The sequence below is a fragment of the Amycolatopsis thailandensis genome (assembly GCF_002234405.1).
GTDB lineage: Bacteria > Actinomycetota > Actinomycetes > Mycobacteriales > Pseudonocardiaceae > Amycolatopsis > Amycolatopsis thailandensis.
Window position 1 is genome coordinate 25,861 of the sequence record NZ_NMQT01000104.1, and the last position, 13,189, is coordinate 39,049.

Below are 13,189 nucleotides of genomic sequence, written 5' to 3' on the forward strand. Positions count from 1 at the left end.
ACTGTGGACGGTCAGCGGGTCAGCACCTTGGGGGCGGACCAGGCGAGCAAACCCAGTTCCAGTAAGGAGAACCCGATCAGCGCCCACGCGCTCGGCAGCCAGATCAGCGAGATGCCGACGATCAGGATGGGCAGGACCAGTCCGGCGTAGGCGGCCAGGAACAGGGCCGCGAGCACCTCGCCGCGCACCGGCGGCTCGGCTAGGGCGGCGACGGTGGCCACCGAGGCGCGGAAGCCCAGCCCGACGCCGGCGCCCGCGACGACCCCGCCCGCGAGGAACAGCCACAGCTGGGACGCGGTCACCGCGACCGGCAACGCCACCAGCCCGGTCACCATCAGCGCGAGACCGAGCCGCAGCTGGGTCCGCCTGGCCAGACCGGCGAAGACCACCTGCGCCGCGGCCGCCGCGAGAAACACGGAGAACGACGCGAAACCGGCCAGCAGCCGCGAATTCTGGTGCATTCCCTGTGCCAGCAACGTCGGCGTCAGCGCCATGAACAGTCCGGTGATCGCGAAAGCCGCGAAGGCGCCGATCGCCGCGCCGAAGAACGCGGGCCGCGCGCTCGACGGCAGGGAGACGCGCTGTGGCCGGTAGGCGGGGCGTTCCTCGGCGCGCTCTACCGTTTCCGGCACGAGCGCGACCGCGATGGCCGAGGCGAGCAGCAAGACCAGGAAGAACACGAACGGCGTCGTGAGTGGCTCGGCCGAGTAGCTCGCGAAGATCCCGCCGAACAACGGGCCGAGCGCCAGCCCGCCCATGTTGACCACGGTCGCGATCAGTCCCGCGCGGCCGTGGTCCTCACGCGGCCGGGCGACGGCGCGCAGTTCGGACAGATGCGCGGTGGCGGTCGCGGTCAGGGCGCCGATCCCCGCACCGCCGACGAGCCTGGCCAGGATCAGCCCGGGAACGTCCGGCCACGCCAGGAAAAGCGTCGCGGAAAGCGCCTGGGTCAGGGTCGCGGCGAGGATCACCCGCCGTCGTCCCAGCCAATCGCTGACGTGACCGGCGAGATACAGGCTGCCCATCACGCCGACCGCGTACGCCGCGAACACGATGGTCACGACGTAGGTCGGGAACCCGTCACGTTGCTGGTAGAGCACGTAGAGCGGGGTGGGAACGGTGGAGAAGGCCAGCGAGGCGGCATAGGCGGCCGCGATGACCCAGAAGCCGCGACCGTGGCTGATCCGCCGGAACGCGGGACGGGGGAGAGTGGCGCTGTTCAGCATGACTCCACTGTGAGTCCTCGGATCATCCAAGTCCAACGAACAATACTGGTCAGAGTTATCCGAAACTGCGATAATTCCGCGTTGTGGAGACCCGTCAGCTGGAATGTTTCGTCGCCGTCGCGGAGGAACTCAGTTTCACCCGCGCCGCTCGACGGCTGTTCGCGGTGCAGTCCACCGTCTCGGCGACGATCCAGGCACTCGAAGCCGAGCTGGGCGTCAAACTGTTCGACCGGTCGACGAGGCGCGTCGCGCTGTCCCCGGCGGGCACGGTGTTCCTTCCCGAGGCCAAGGCCGCGCTGGAGGCCGTCGACAGGGCCCGCGAGGTGGTCGCCGACGCCTCCGCCGGCCTGCGCGGGAGCCTCCGCGTCGGCACCTTGACCAGCGTCGGCGACCTCGACCTGCCCGATCTGCTCGGCGCCTTCCACCGGCGGTACCCGCTGGTCGAGCTGCACGTCACGGTGTCGATCACCGGGTCGACAGGGCTCGCCGAAGACCTGCGCCAGGGCAGGCTCGACGTCGCTCTGCTCGGCCTGCCGGAATCCGATCTCGCCGGGCTGGACACCAAGCTGATCGGATCGGCGCCGTTCGTCGTCGTGCTGCCCGACGGGCACCGGCTGGGCGACCGGCGATCACTGACCCTGGCTGACCTCTCGGGCGAGTCGTTCGTGGACAACCCGCGCGGCTTCGGCAACCGGGTCGCCCTGGACCGCGCTTTCGAGGCGATCGGGACCCCGCGGCGGGTCGTCGTCGAGGTCGCCGACCTGCGCGCGGTGCCCGCCTACGTGACAGCGGGACTCGGGATCGCCGTCGTGCCCGATCTCCGGTTGCTCGCCGGCGTCCGGACGATCCCGCTCGACGAACCCGGCCTCACCTGGCCGTTGACCATCGCCACCAGGGGAGAACGGCCGCCCCGCCGGACCGCCCGCCTCCTGCTCGACCTGATCGACGGCGAGGAGTTCTCCATCGCGATCCCGGTCCGGCCCTGAGTTCAGTCCGCCAGCAGCGTGCGGGTCGTCCTGGCCACCAGGTCGACGGTGCGTGGCGGCGGTGCTTCGCCGCGATCGAGGTGTCTCCTCACCGCCGCGTAGGGGAGGTCCACGAGGGCGAGCATTAGCTCGTCGGTGCTCCGGCCGGTCAGCGGTCGCAGCTGTCGGACGACCTTGGTGATCGCCGTGTCGAGACGGTGGCCGGCCTCATCGTTGCGGGCCCGGTCTTCCGCGCTCCAGTCGTCGACGCCGAGCGCGCGTTCGCCGCCGTAGAGCAGTTTTCCCTCGGCGGGATGCGCACGGCACCAGCGGACGACCTGGGCGGCGGCTTCGACGGCGGCCTCCGTGACCGGTTCCCGTTCGAGGGCTTCGAGATAGCCCTGCTGGAAGCTCGTCAGGGTGCGGAGCCAGACGGCGGCGAGCAGGGCCGGACGTCCGGGGAAACGATGGTAGATCGACCCGCTCGGCGCGCCGACTTCGCGGGCGACAGCCGACATGGTCACCCCGGCGACCCCTTCGGCGGCGAAGATCCGCACGGCGGCGTCGAGGAAGTCGTCGGCGGTGTGCCGCGGTGGCCGTCCCATTTTCAGAGACTATCCTCTACTATCGTTTTAGGGGAAGTTCTCTAGAACTGGGAGGCACGATGCGAGTGTGGAACAGACATTCCCGGATCGTCGGCGTGACACGAGAACAGGTCGGCGCGCTGATCGACACACTGTCCGAGGACGGCGACCGGCTCTGGCCGGTGGACGCGTGGCCGCCGATGCGGTTCGACCGGCCGCTCGGCGTGGGAGCCGACGGCGGGCACGGTCCGGTGCGGTACCGCGTCGAGTCCTACGAACCCGGCAGGTCGGTGAGGTTCCGGTTCACCGCGCCCCGCGGCTTCGACGGGTTCCACGAGTTCACGATGCGAGCGACCGAAACCGGGGACACCGAGCTCGTGCACCTCATGGTGCTGCGGCTGCGGCATCCCGCCTGGCTCACTTACCCGCTGGTGTGGCGGCCGCTGCACGACGCCTTGCTGGAGGACTGCCTGGACCGTGCCGAGCGTGAGCTCACCGGCACGGTCCGGACACCCGCGCGGTGGGGCTTCTACGTCCGGCTCTTGCGGAACCTGATCTCCGGCAACAGGTTCCGGCGCTTCAGGAAGAACAAGGTGCCGCCGATGAGCACGACCGCGATCAGGTAGCCCAGCGCGAGCGACACGGCGCCGCCGTTCGCGGGCGGCAGCAGGACACCGAACAGCGCGCTGATCCCGGCGAGGATCCACCGGCCGCGGTCGGTCGTCAGGCTGACCGCGAGCAGCGCGACCGTCCACAGGAGATACCACGGCTGCACGACCGGGCCGAGTACCAGCATCGCGGCGAAGGTCAGCCCCGCGCCGTAAAGCGGGTGCGTCTTCTCGCGGTAGGTGAGCCACAACAGCCTGGCGCCGACGGCGAGGCCGAGGATCGCGCCGATGAGCGAGAACACCTTGATCGCGCCGTCGGTCAGGTCGGCTCCGAAGAGCTTGCCCACCCCGCCGACGAGGAAGCCGAGTTCGTTGGTCGGCGCCATCCAGCTGTGCACCTGGCCGGAAACCCCGGAGAGCACGCGGACCCAGCCGAACCCGATCCCGCTGCCGAGCGAGATCGCCACGGTGACCGCCGCGAAGCCGGCCGGCAGCCCGAGCGCCACCGCCACCCGGCCGGCGGGCGTCGCGCGGCGGAACAGGTCGACGCCGACGAACAGCAGGCCCGCGACGGCCACGATCTTGATGTTCGCGCCCGTGCTGACCGCGATCACACCCGCCGCGATCAGCGCGGGCCGGGCCGCGCCGGTCTTCGCCGCGCCCATGAGGACCAGTTCCAGTCCGGCCACCATCAGCCCGACCATGAGGCCGTCGTTGTGCACGCCGGCCACGATGTGCCACAGCACCAGCGGGTTGAGCAGCGCCAGCCACAACGCGATCGACGGTGAGACTCCGACGCGGCGGGCGAGCCGGGGGAGCGCCCAGGCCAGGAGCGCGATCCCCGCCAGCCCCAGCAGCCGGTGCAGCAGCACTGTCGGGACGAAGGAGTCCCCGGCGACGTGGGCGATCGCGCGGGCCAGCGCGACGAACGCCGGACCGTACGGCGCGGGCGTGTCCCGCCAGTAGTGGCTGACGGCGAGCGTCACGGGCGAGTCGGCGCCGAGCGCCTCCGCCGGTCCCACGAGGTAGGTGTCGAAGCCCTTGGCCGCGATCAGGCCCTGCGCCAGATAGCTGTTGACGTCGCCGCTGAACAGCGGGCGCGCGACCAGCAGCGGCACGCACCACGAGACCGCCATCCAGTACAGCCGCCGCTCGGGCAGCCCGGCGGCGAGCCGTCCGATGCCCAGCCACGACAGCACCAGGGTGGCCATCCCGGTGACGCCCAGCGCCACCACCAGCACCGACGGCAGGCCGATGCCGGAGGTGACCAGCACCAGCACGGCGATTCCGAGGAAACCCGCCCAGTGCAACGCCGAGATGGTCAGCCCGGTCTTCTCCGGCGCGGGCAAGACGTTCTGCATGCGGCCAAACTACTCCAAGTGCGGAATCCGGTTCCGCCGATCGTCCGAGAAACCGGTTCCGACGCTTCGAGACGGCGTCCGCCGGGTACTCCACGCGCTGGAGAGGCGGTGGTGGGCGTGAAGAAACGCTGGGTGCGCCTCGGGGCGTTCGCCCTGGCCGGAATTCTGATCGTCGGCGCGGCTCTGCAGATCGCCGGGCTGCTGCCGAAGCTCGACCCGTTCGGAACGTCCACTGTGGACCGTTCGCAGCCTGCGGTGCTCAAGGCGGTCCGCGATCTGAGCCAGTACCACGCGGCGGTCGGCGACTACCAGGTGGTCGTCGACATCGAGAAGGACGTCAAATGGGTGCCGGCGGTCATCGCGGGGGAACGGACCCTGTTCGTGGCCGCGGGCTCTGTCGACGCGTACGTCGATTTCGGACCGCTGGTGGAGAATTCCCTCACCGTCTCGGAAGACCGGCGGTCGGTCGAGGTGCGGTTGCCCGAACCCAAGCTGGCGAAGCCCGCTTTGGACAACGAGCACAGCTACGTCTTCGGCCAGGAGCGCGGTCTGGTCGACAGGCTTTCGGCGCTGGTGTCGGTGCCGGACCAGCGGCAGTTCCACCTCGCCGCGGAGAAGCGGATCGGTGAGGCCGCGCAGCACTCCGGGCTGCTCGAACGAGCCAGGGCCAACACGAAGGCGATGCTCACCGGGCTGTTGCAGGCGCTGGGCTTCCAGGTCACTTTCACTGCCGAACCGACGACCTGACCCGCTGGGATTTATGCGAATGTGCGCGCTTTTTCCGGCCGGTCTTGACCGGGCCGCCCTCGTGCTGGTGCGCTGGCGAGGCCGACCGGGAGGGCGCGATGGTGACGAAGCCGAGAGACAAGCTGACTTACAGCGAGCCGATCGCGATCGGCGAGATCGTGATCTCGGCCGCGCCCGGCGAGGTGTACCGGCTGGTCAGTGATCCCGTCGCGATGGCGGAGTGCGCCGAGGAACTGTGCAAGGCCCGCTGGATCCGCGGCGCGACCGAGGCCCGTGTCGGGAACTGGTTCTCGGGCAGCAATCGCAACGGCCGCCGGCGCTGGGTGACCCACGCCGAGATCACCGAGGCCGAGCCAGGCCGCCGGTTCGCCTACCGGGTCCGTACCCCCTTCTTCGTGCCGATTTCCCGCTGGGAGTACGACATCACCCCCGACGGCGACGGCAGCCGCGTCACCGTGACGAACTGGCTGCGGGTGCCGGGGTGGTTCATCCCGTTCGCCATCATGATCACCGGCGAGTCCGACCGCGTCGCCACCAACCGCGCCAACATCGCCACCACGCTGGGGCGGGTGAAGGACCGGCTCGAAGGCCGGGAGTGGCGCCGCGATCCTTGCGTTTAGTCCTCTGAATGCGTTCCGTTGTCGGCGTTCTGCAAACCCCGGTGCTCGAGTTTGCGCATGACCGGACCGGACAGCAGACCGTGCACGAGGACCGACACCGCGATCGTGAGCGCCGTCACGCGCCAGAGCGAGTCGGCCATCGGGAAATCGCCGTGCCCCAGCGCGTAGGACAGGTAGTAGAGGCTGCCGATCCCGCGGATGCCGAAGAACGCGATCGCCGTCGCCGCCGGTCGGGTGGTACCGCCGCCGATCAACGCCAGCCCGCCGAACAACGGGCGCACGATCACGACCGCCGCGACCGCCACCAGGACCTCGACGAGCTTCAGGCCGTCGAGGAGCCCGTCGCCCAGCGCGACACCGAGGCCGAGCAAGGCCAGCGCCACGAAGAGCCGTTCCAGCTGATCCCCGAATTCGTGCAGCACGCCGTGGTACTCGTGCGACCGCTCGCTGGCGCGGATGGTCGCGGCGGCCGTGAACACCGCGACGAAACCGATGCCGCCCAGCCATTCGCACAGCGCGAAGGGCAGGAACGCGATGGCCAGCACCACCAGTCCGTCCGAGTACTCGCCGAGGCGCAGCCGCTCGTGCCGCACCCGGAACATGAGCCAGGACAGCAAGCGCCCGCAGACGAGGCCGACCAGGACGGCGATCGCGAGGGGAGCGAGGACCTCGGTCAGCAGCCACGGCACGGGAGACGTCGTCGCCGTTCCGGCCAGGACGAGGGCCAGCAGGACGAACGGCATCGCCAAGCCGTCGTTGAGTCCGGCCTCCGAGGTCAGCGTGAACCTGATCTCGTTGTCCGCGCCCCGCCCGTCGTCGGTATGCGGCGCGGGCACCTGGACATCGCTCGCCAGCACCGGGTCGGTCGGCGACAGCACGGCCCCCAGCAACAGTGCGGCGGCGGGGGACAGGGCGAGCGCCCACCAGCCGAGCAGGGCCACCGCGAGCACCGACAACGGCAAGGTGATCGCCAGCAGCCGCCAGGTCGAGCTCCACGACCGCCAGCCGATCAGGCGGTCGGATTTCAGTCCCGCGCCGACCAGTGACACCAGGACGCCGAGTTCGGTGATCACTTCGACGGCGCCCACATGCGACCGCGGGTCGAGGACACCCTCGCCGTAGGGATGTCCGAAGGGGAGCAGTCCGAAGAGCAGCCCGCCCAGCAGCAGGATCAGGGGCATCGACAGCGCGCGTTCGTGCAACAGGTTCGGCAGCACCGCGGCGCACAGCGCCAGAACGCCTGCCCCGGCGAGCAGTATCTCCATGCGCGCCGGGTACCCGGTCCGGACCGGCCGCAATCAGCGGCCGACTTCGAGTCCTTTGTGGACCGAAAGGTCGACGCCCGCGGCCAGCCGGTACGGCCGGGTGTCCACGATGGCGCCAAGCAGCCGCCGGAGCCGGGAGACCTCGGCACGGACGGTGACGAGGTGTTCGGCGTCACCGTAGAGCGCCCGGCTGAGCGCCTCGGCCGAAAGCCCGGCCGGGCCCGCCGTGCGGAGGTGCACCAGGATCCCGGCGTGCCGGGGGGTCACGGTGCGGACCCAGCCGACGTCCCCCGACCGCATCCGCAGCATCGGCGCGTGCCCCAGTTCGAGATCCAGCCGGACCCGGCGCGCGGTGTCGGCCGGGCGGACGAGCCAGCCTTCGGCCAGCCGTTCGGGCAGGCAAGCGCCCAGCCCGGGAACGGCGAGGATCTGGCCTTCCACGGGAGCGGCGATCCTCGCCCCGGGCGCGATGCCGGCGGAGTGGGCCACCCAGCCGTCGTCGTCCACCAGCAGCGCCGGGCCGCCGGTGCCCGCCACCACCGGTTCGGCGGTTCGGCGCAGCCTGTCCAGGCCCTGCTGGTGATGCCGCCAGAGTTCGGATTCGACCAGCCGCCGTCCGGTCTCCACCAGCGCGCCGATCGCCGGGTGCAGGGTCAGCGCGGGACCGCTGACGTCGATCACCCCGAGCAGTTCGCCGGTGCGTGGATCGTGCACCGGCGACGCGGTGCAGTACCAAGGATGCTGGCCCTGTTCGAAATGCTCACCGGCGAGCAGCTCGACCGGCGCGGCTTCGGCGAGCGCGGTGCCGATCGCGTTGGTACCGACCCGCGTCTCGGTCCAGTCGGCGCCTTCGGTGAAGCCCAGGGTGTCGGCACGGCGTTTGACCGCGGGCGAGCCCGCCCGCCAGAGGATGACGCCCTCGGCGTCGGTCACCACCAGCAGCATGTTCGCGGTGTCGGACGTCGTCCCGAGCACCTGTCCGAGGTCTTCGACGACATGCCGCAACGGCGAGGCGCGACGACGGCGGGCGACCTCGTCGAGCGGCACGGAGCCGCGGGTGTTCACGCCGTCGGCGGCGAGCCCCAGACTCAGCGCGCGAGACCACGACCGCGAAACCAGCGGCCGCGGGCTGACGCGCGGACGGCCGCCGCCGATCACGGCTTCGTGCATCCTGACCAGGTCACGGGCGTGCATCGGCAGGTCGGCGCCGGGCGGGACCGAGCTGAACACGCTCACGGGTCACCTCCGCACCATCGCGTCGACGGACCAGCATAGGTCGGCCGGAGCGGACGCGCCAAGGAGTCGCGCTGCAACACGCTGCAACCCTTGCCGGTCCAGGCGCCCCCGGCGTGTGATCGGGGTAACAGCCGAAACGCCGACGTTGGGGAGTGGTCATGACACAGACGGTGGACCGGATCGAGGCGACGGGCTCGCCGCAGGCTCGGGTCGACGCCTGGCTGAGCCGGTTCGAAGCGGCCCTGGTCGCCCGTGACGCCGAAGCCGCCGCCGCGCTCTTCGCCGTCGACAGCTACTGGCGCGACCTGGTCGCCTTCACCTGGACGATCAAGACGGTCGAAGGCCGCGACGGGGTCACCGACCTGCTCGGCGCCTGTCTCGACCGGATCGAACCGTCCGGATTCCGTACCACCGAGACGCCGACCGAAGCCGACGGCGTGACCGAAGCGTGGCTGGAGTTCGAGACCGCGACGGGCCGCGCGAAAGGCCACTTGCGACTCAAGGACGAAGGCGCTTGGACGCTACTGACGAGCCTGCGTGAGCTGAAGGGTTTCGAGGAGCGGCGCAACGAACAGCGGTCGAAGGGCGTCGAGCACGGCGTCGTCCGGGGCCGGAAGTCCTGGGCCGAGAAGCGCGAGGAAGAGCAGGCGCGGCTCGGCTACGACCAGCAGCCGTACGTCGTGGTCATCGGCGGTGGCCAGGGTGGTATCGCGCTCGGTGCCCGGCTGCGGCAGCTCGATGTGCCGACGCTCGTCCTGGAACGCAACGAACGGCCGGGGGACTCGTGGCGCAAGCGGTACAAGAACCTGTGCCTGCACGACCCGGTCTGGTACGACCATCTGCCGTATCTGCCGTTCCCGGAGAACTGGCCGGTGTTCGCGCCCAAGGACAAGATCGCCGACTGGCTGGAGATGTACACGCGGCTCATGGAAGTGCCGTACTGGACCAGCACCGAGGTGACTTCCGCGTCCTGGGACGAGGAAAAGCGGCAATGGCTGGTGACCGTCGTCCGCGAGGGTGAGGAGCTGGTGCTCACGCCCCGGCACGTCGTGTTCGCGACCGGTATGTCCGGCAAGCCGAACCTCCCGTCGTTCCCCGGGATGGACGAGTTCGGCGGCGACCAGCACCACTCGTCACAGCACCCCGGCCCGGACGCCTACGCGGGCAAGAAGGCCGTCGTGGTCGGCTCCAACAACTCCGCGCACGACATCTGCGCGGCGCTGTGGGAACACGGCGCCGACGTCACCATGGTGCAGCGGTCTTCGACGCATATCGTCAAGTCCGATTCCCTGATGGACCTCGGCCTCGGCGACCTGTACTCGGAACGCGCCGTGAAGGCGGGGATCACCACCGACAAGGCGGACATGATCTTCGCGTCGATCCCGTACCGGATCATGCCGCAGTTCCAGATCCCGGTGTACGACGCTATCCGCGAGCGGGACAAGGACTTCTACGCGCGGCTGGAGGCGGCAGGGTTCCGGCACGACTGGGGCGACGACGGATCCGGCCTGTTCCTCAAGTACCTGCGCCGCGGTTCCGGCTACTACATCGACGTCGGCGCTTCGGAACTGGTGGCCGACGGGAAGATCAAGCTGGCGCATGGCCAGGTCGACCACCTGACCCGGGACGCGGTGGTGCTCTCCGACGGCACGGAACTCGAAGCCGACGTCGTCGTCTACGCCACCGGCTACGGCTCGATGAACGGCTGGGTCGCGGATCTGGTCGGGCAGGAGACCGCGGACCGCGTCGGCAAGTGCTGGGGCCTCGGCTCGGACACGACGAAGGACCCCGGCCCGTGGGAAGGGGAGCAGCGCAACATGTGGAAACCCACGCAGCAGGAAGGGCTGTGGTTCCACGGCGGGAACCTGCACCAGTCCCGGCACTACTCCCTTTACCTCGCGCTACAGCTGAAAGCGCGCTACGAGGGCATGCCGACGCCGGTGTTCGGCCTCCAGGAGGTGCATCACAAGTCGTGACCGATCACGGCACGATCGAGTCGACGTAGCCGCCGTCGACGCGGACCGCGGCCCCGGTGGTGGCCGAGGCGAGCGGGGAAGCGAGGTACACCACCAGGTTGGCGATCTCCTCGGGCTCGATGAGCCGCTGCAGCAGCGATTGCGGCCGGTGCAGGCGCATGAACTCGCGCTGTGCCTCGTCCCACGGGAGATCCTTGTCGACCAGCTGGTAGACGAAGTCCTCGACACCGCCGGTGTGGGTCGGGCCCGCGATCACCGAGTTGACCGTGACGCCCGACCCCGCCGCGGCCTTGGCGAAGCTGCGGGAAACGCCGAGCAACGCGGTCTTCGACACTCCATAGTGGATCATCTCGGCGGGGATCACGATCGCGGAATCGCTGGCGATGTACTGGATCCGGCCCCAGCCGCGACTCGTCATCCTCGGCAGGTACGCGCGGGTCAGCCGCACCGCGGCGAGGACGTTGACCTCGAAGTACCGCCGCCACTCGTCGTCGGTGATGTCCAAAGGGGACTGTGTGCCGAAGATGCCGAGGTTGTTGACCAGGACGTCGGCGTCGGGCACCGCCTCCAGCACCCGGGCGGTGCCCTCGTCCGTGGAGACGTCACCGGCCGCCGCGACGACGTCGGCGTCCGGTACCTCGCCGCGCAGGCGGTCGATCGCGGACGCGACGCCGGATTCACCCCGGCCGTTGAGCGCGACCCTGGCGCCCGCCCTGGCGAGTCCCGCGGCGATGGCGAAACCGATGCCTTGCGTCGATCCGGTGACCAGGGCCGTTTTCCCGCTCAGATCCAGTCGCATGGCTCCAGTCTGGCCGAGAAGATCACTCGGCGCAGGGCGCGGCTTTCGCGTATCGGCGCGCCAGAACGGCGAAGGCTTCCTTCAGCTCAGCGGGCCCGACGACTTCGATGTCCGCGTCGAACCGCCCGATGCTCGCCGCGAGCCCGGCCCACGACCACGAACCCAGCACCAAACGGCACCGATCCGAGCCCACCTCCTCGACGACGCCGTCGCGGACGTAGTGGGCGACGGCCGAGGCGGGAAGATCGAGGATCACTTCGCCCCGGCAGGGCCAGTCACCGGTGTCGGCCGAGCCCCGGAACCGGCTCGCGACGAAGGTGGCGACGTCGGAGGTGGGCAGCTCGCGCCGGGTGAACCGCGGGCCGGCCGGCGTACGCGGGGTGATCCGGTCGGCCCGGAACGTGCGCCAGTCCCGGCGGTCCAGATCCCAGGCGACGAGGTACCAGCGACCGTGCCAGGTGACCAGATGATGCGGTTCCGCCCGCCGGGGGAGATCGGTTCCCGCGTAGTCGAACCGCAGGACCTCGCGGGCGTGCACGGCCGCGCCGAGCGCCAGCAGGACGTCGCCGTCGACGCGGGGTTCCGACCGGCTCGCGGGCGACTCGACGGCGGTCACCTGGAGGGTGTCGATCCGGCGCCGCAGCCGCGAGGGCATCACCTGCCGGACGGTGTGCAGCGCCCGCATCGCCGCCTCTTCGATCCCCGCGCCGCTGGTGGTGGCGATCCGGAGCGCGACGGCCAGCGCGACCGCCTGATCGTCGTCGAACAACAACGGCGGCAGTTCGGACCCGGCGTCGAGCCGATACCCGCCGTCGGGACCTTTGACGGTGGCGATCGGGTAGCCGAGCTCGCGAAGCCTGTCGACGTCGCGCCGCACGGTGCGCGGGCTGATGTCCAGCCGCTCGGCCAGCAGCGCTCCCGGCCAGTCGCGGCGCGCTTGCAACAACGAAAGCATCGACAGCAGGCGCGCGGAGGTCTTCGGCATGTTTTCCATGATGCCTTCAGTAGCGGCCACACCCTGTCCTCTACCCCTGCGAGAGTGGTCTCGTGCCAGAAAACGACAACACGGAGGGCCCGATGACCGCCACGATCCTCGACGCCGAACGCGCCGACCTGCTCGAAGCCCTCGACACCGTCCGCGCCGCGCTGACCACCACCGTCGAAGGACTCACGGACGAACAGCTCGGCGAGCACCCGACGGTCAGTGAACTGAGCCTCGGCGGCCTGATCAAGCACGTCGCCTCGATCGAAGAGATGTGGCTGCGCTTCGCGGTCGAGGGCCCGTCCGCGATGACCTACGACCTGCCCGACGGCGTCACCTGGGCCGACCTCGGTGCCGGGACCGCCCGTGAGTACCCACAGTGGGCGATCGACCACCAGAACAACTTCAAGATGCTGCCCGGCGACACGCTCGCGTCGATCCTCGAACGGTACGAGCGGGTGGCCGCGCGGACGAAGGAGATCGTCTCGTCGATCCCCGACCTGTCCGCGACGCATCCGCTGCCCGAGGCGCCGTGGAACCCGCCGGGCGCGGTGCGGAGCGTGCGGCGGGTGCTGTCGCACGTCATCGCCGAGACCGCGCAGCACGCCGGCCACGCCGACATCCTGCGCGAGAGCATCGACGGCCAGAAGTCGACCTGACCCGTGGTGCCGGTGGTCGTGAGTGGTGAGTGTCGTTAGAGCGTCACTTACCACTCACGACCACCCCGCCCCCACTCGGTCTCGGCGCCAAGCCACCTTCCGGGGGTCTTCACTCGCGGCCTGCGTGACTGCTGGGGCTTGTGGGGCCGGTCCGACGCCGA

Annotated in this window: 13 protein-coding genes; 6 read left to right on the plus strand and 7 right to left on the minus strand. The window is 70.1% G+C overall.

The window, feature by feature from the left end:
* Positions 1 to 11: 11 nt before the first annotated feature.
* Complete coding sequence (locus CFP71_RS29270; RefSeq protein WP_093937183.1) at positions 12 to 1,226, minus strand: MFS transporter; 1,215 nt, start codon at positions 1,224 to 1,226, stop codon at positions 12 to 14.
* An 83-nt stretch (positions 1,227 to 1,309) separates the two neighbouring features.
* Between CFP71_RS29270 and CFP71_RS29275 the strand changes: the two genes are divergently transcribed.
* Positions 1,310 to 2,212, plus strand: a complete 903-nt coding sequence (locus CFP71_RS29275; protein ID WP_093937184.1) for a LysR family transcriptional regulator — start codon at positions 1,310 to 1,312, stop codon at positions 2,210 to 2,212.
* A 2-nt stretch (positions 2,213 to 2,214) separates the two neighbouring features.
* On the opposite strand, the gene CFP71_RS29280 is transcribed toward CFP71_RS29275, so the two are convergent.
* Positions 2,215 to 2,796 (minus strand): TetR/AcrR family transcriptional regulator, encoded by a 582-nt coding sequence (locus CFP71_RS29280; RefSeq protein WP_093937185.1) that lies wholly within the window; start codon positions 2,794 to 2,796, stop codon positions 2,215 to 2,217.
* 95 nt (positions 2,797 to 2,891) lie between these two features.
* On the opposite strand from CFP71_RS29280, the gene CFP71_RS44330 reads away from it, so the two are divergent.
* Positions 2,892 to 3,401: an SRPBCC family protein gene (locus CFP71_RS44330; RefSeq protein ID WP_208636061.1), complete on the plus strand. Its 510-nt coding sequence runs from the start codon at positions 2,892 to 2,894 to the stop codon at positions 3,399 to 3,401.
* On the opposite strand, the gene mptB is transcribed toward CFP71_RS44330, so the two are convergent.
* Complete coding sequence (gene mptB, locus CFP71_RS29290; protein ID WP_093937187.1) at positions 3,305 to 4,744, minus strand: polyprenol phosphomannose-dependent alpha 1,6 mannosyltransferase MptB; 1,440 nt, start codon at positions 4,742 to 4,744, stop codon at positions 3,305 to 3,307. The two genes, CFP71_RS44330 and mptB, sit on opposite strands and share 97 nt — an antisense overlap.
* Positions 4,745 to 4,855: 111 nt before the next feature.
* Between mptB and CFP71_RS29295 the strand changes: the two genes are divergently transcribed.
* Both CFP71_RS29295 and CFP71_RS29300 read left to right on the plus strand, forming a co-directional pair.
* Positions 4,856 to 5,491, plus strand: a complete 636-nt coding sequence (locus CFP71_RS29295; RefSeq protein WP_093937188.1) for a DUF4230 domain-containing protein — start codon at positions 4,856 to 4,858, stop codon at positions 5,489 to 5,491.
* Positions 5,492 to 5,589: 98 nt separating this feature from the next.
* Entirely contained in the window at positions 5,590 to 6,111 is a 522-nt protein-coding gene (locus CFP71_RS29300; RefSeq protein WP_093937189.1) for an SRPBCC family protein, read from the plus strand.
* Here the strand turns inward: CFP71_RS29300 and CFP71_RS29305 are convergent.
* Complete coding sequence (locus tag CFP71_RS29305; protein WP_167406323.1) at positions 6,108 to 7,376, minus strand: cation:proton antiporter; 1,269 nt, start codon at positions 7,374 to 7,376, stop codon at positions 6,108 to 6,110. The two genes, CFP71_RS29300 and CFP71_RS29305, sit on opposite strands and share 4 nt — an antisense overlap.
* 33 nt (positions 7,377 to 7,409) lie before the next feature.
* On the minus strand, positions 7,410 to 8,612 hold the full coding sequence (locus CFP71_RS29310; RefSeq protein ID WP_093937191.1) for a sigma-54-dependent transcriptional regulator family protein: 1,203 nt from the start codon (positions 8,610 to 8,612) through the stop codon (positions 7,410 to 7,412).
* 158 nt (positions 8,613 to 8,770) lie between these two features.
* Between CFP71_RS29310 and CFP71_RS29315 the strand changes: the two genes are divergently transcribed.
* Positions 8,771 to 10,588, plus strand: a complete 1,818-nt coding sequence (locus CFP71_RS29315) for a flavin-containing monooxygenase (RefSeq protein WP_093937222.1) — start codon at positions 8,771 to 8,773, stop codon at positions 10,586 to 10,588.
* Positions 10,589 to 10,592: 4 nt separating this feature from the next.
* Here CFP71_RS29315 and CFP71_RS29320 read toward each other — a convergent pair whose 3' ends face one another.
* Together CFP71_RS29320 and CFP71_RS29325 are read right to left on the minus strand one after the other, a co-directional pair.
* On the minus strand, positions 10,593 to 11,387 hold the full coding sequence (locus tag CFP71_RS29320) for an SDR family NAD(P)-dependent oxidoreductase (protein ID WP_093937192.1): 795 nt from the start codon (positions 11,385 to 11,387) through the stop codon (positions 10,593 to 10,595).
* Positions 11,388 to 11,409: 22 nt separating this feature from the next.
* Positions 11,410 to 12,372: a helix-turn-helix transcriptional regulator gene (locus CFP71_RS29325; RefSeq protein WP_093937223.1), complete on the minus strand. Its 963-nt coding sequence runs from the start codon at positions 12,370 to 12,372 to the stop codon at positions 11,410 to 11,412.
* 92 nt (positions 12,373 to 12,464) lie between these two features.
* Here CFP71_RS29325 and CFP71_RS29330 point away from each other — a divergent pair, with 92 nt between their 5' ends.
* Positions 12,465 to 13,028 carry a DinB family protein gene (locus tag CFP71_RS29330; protein WP_093937193.1) on the plus strand — a complete coding sequence of 188 codons (564 nt, stop codon included), beginning with the start codon at positions 12,465 to 12,467 and terminating at the stop codon, positions 13,026 to 13,028.
* The last annotated feature ends 161 nt before the right edge of the window (positions 13,029 to 13,189 follow it).

Bases quoted from the DNA above. Each gene is read 5' to 3' on its own strand.
- CFP71_RS29270 (WP_093937183.1), bottom strand. From the start codon at position 1,226: ATGCTGAACAGCGCCACTCTCCCCCGTCCCGCGTTCCGGCGGATCAGC.
- CFP71_RS29330 (WP_093937193.1), top strand. From the start codon at position 12,465: ATGACCGCCACGATCCTCGACGCCGAACGCGCCGACCTGCTCGAAGCC.
- CFP71_RS29305 (WP_167406323.1), bottom strand. From the start codon at position 7,376: ATGGAGATACTGCTCGCCGGGGCAGGCGTTCTGGCGCTGTGCGCCGCG.
- CFP71_RS29300 (WP_093937189.1), top strand. From the start codon at position 5,590: ATGGTGACGAAGCCGAGAGACAAGCTGACTTACAGCGAGCCGATCGCG.
- CFP71_RS29325 (WP_093937223.1), bottom strand. From the start codon at position 12,372: ATGCCGAAGACCTCCGCGCGCCTGCTGTCGATGCTTTCGTTGTTGCAA.
- CFP71_RS29320 (WP_093937192.1), bottom strand. From the start codon at position 11,387: ATGCGACTGGATCTGAGCGGGAAAACGGCCCTGGTCACCGGATCGACG.
- mptB (WP_093937187.1), bottom strand. From the start codon at position 4,744: ATGCAGAACGTCTTGCCCGCGCCGGAGAAGACCGGGCTGACCATCTCG.
- CFP71_RS29315 (WP_093937222.1), top strand. From the start codon at position 8,771: ATGACACAGACGGTGGACCGGATCGAGGCGACGGGCTCGCCGCAGGCT.
- CFP71_RS29280 (WP_093937185.1), bottom strand. From the start codon at position 2,796: ATGGGACGGCCACCGCGGCACACCGCCGACGACTTCCTCGACGCCGCC.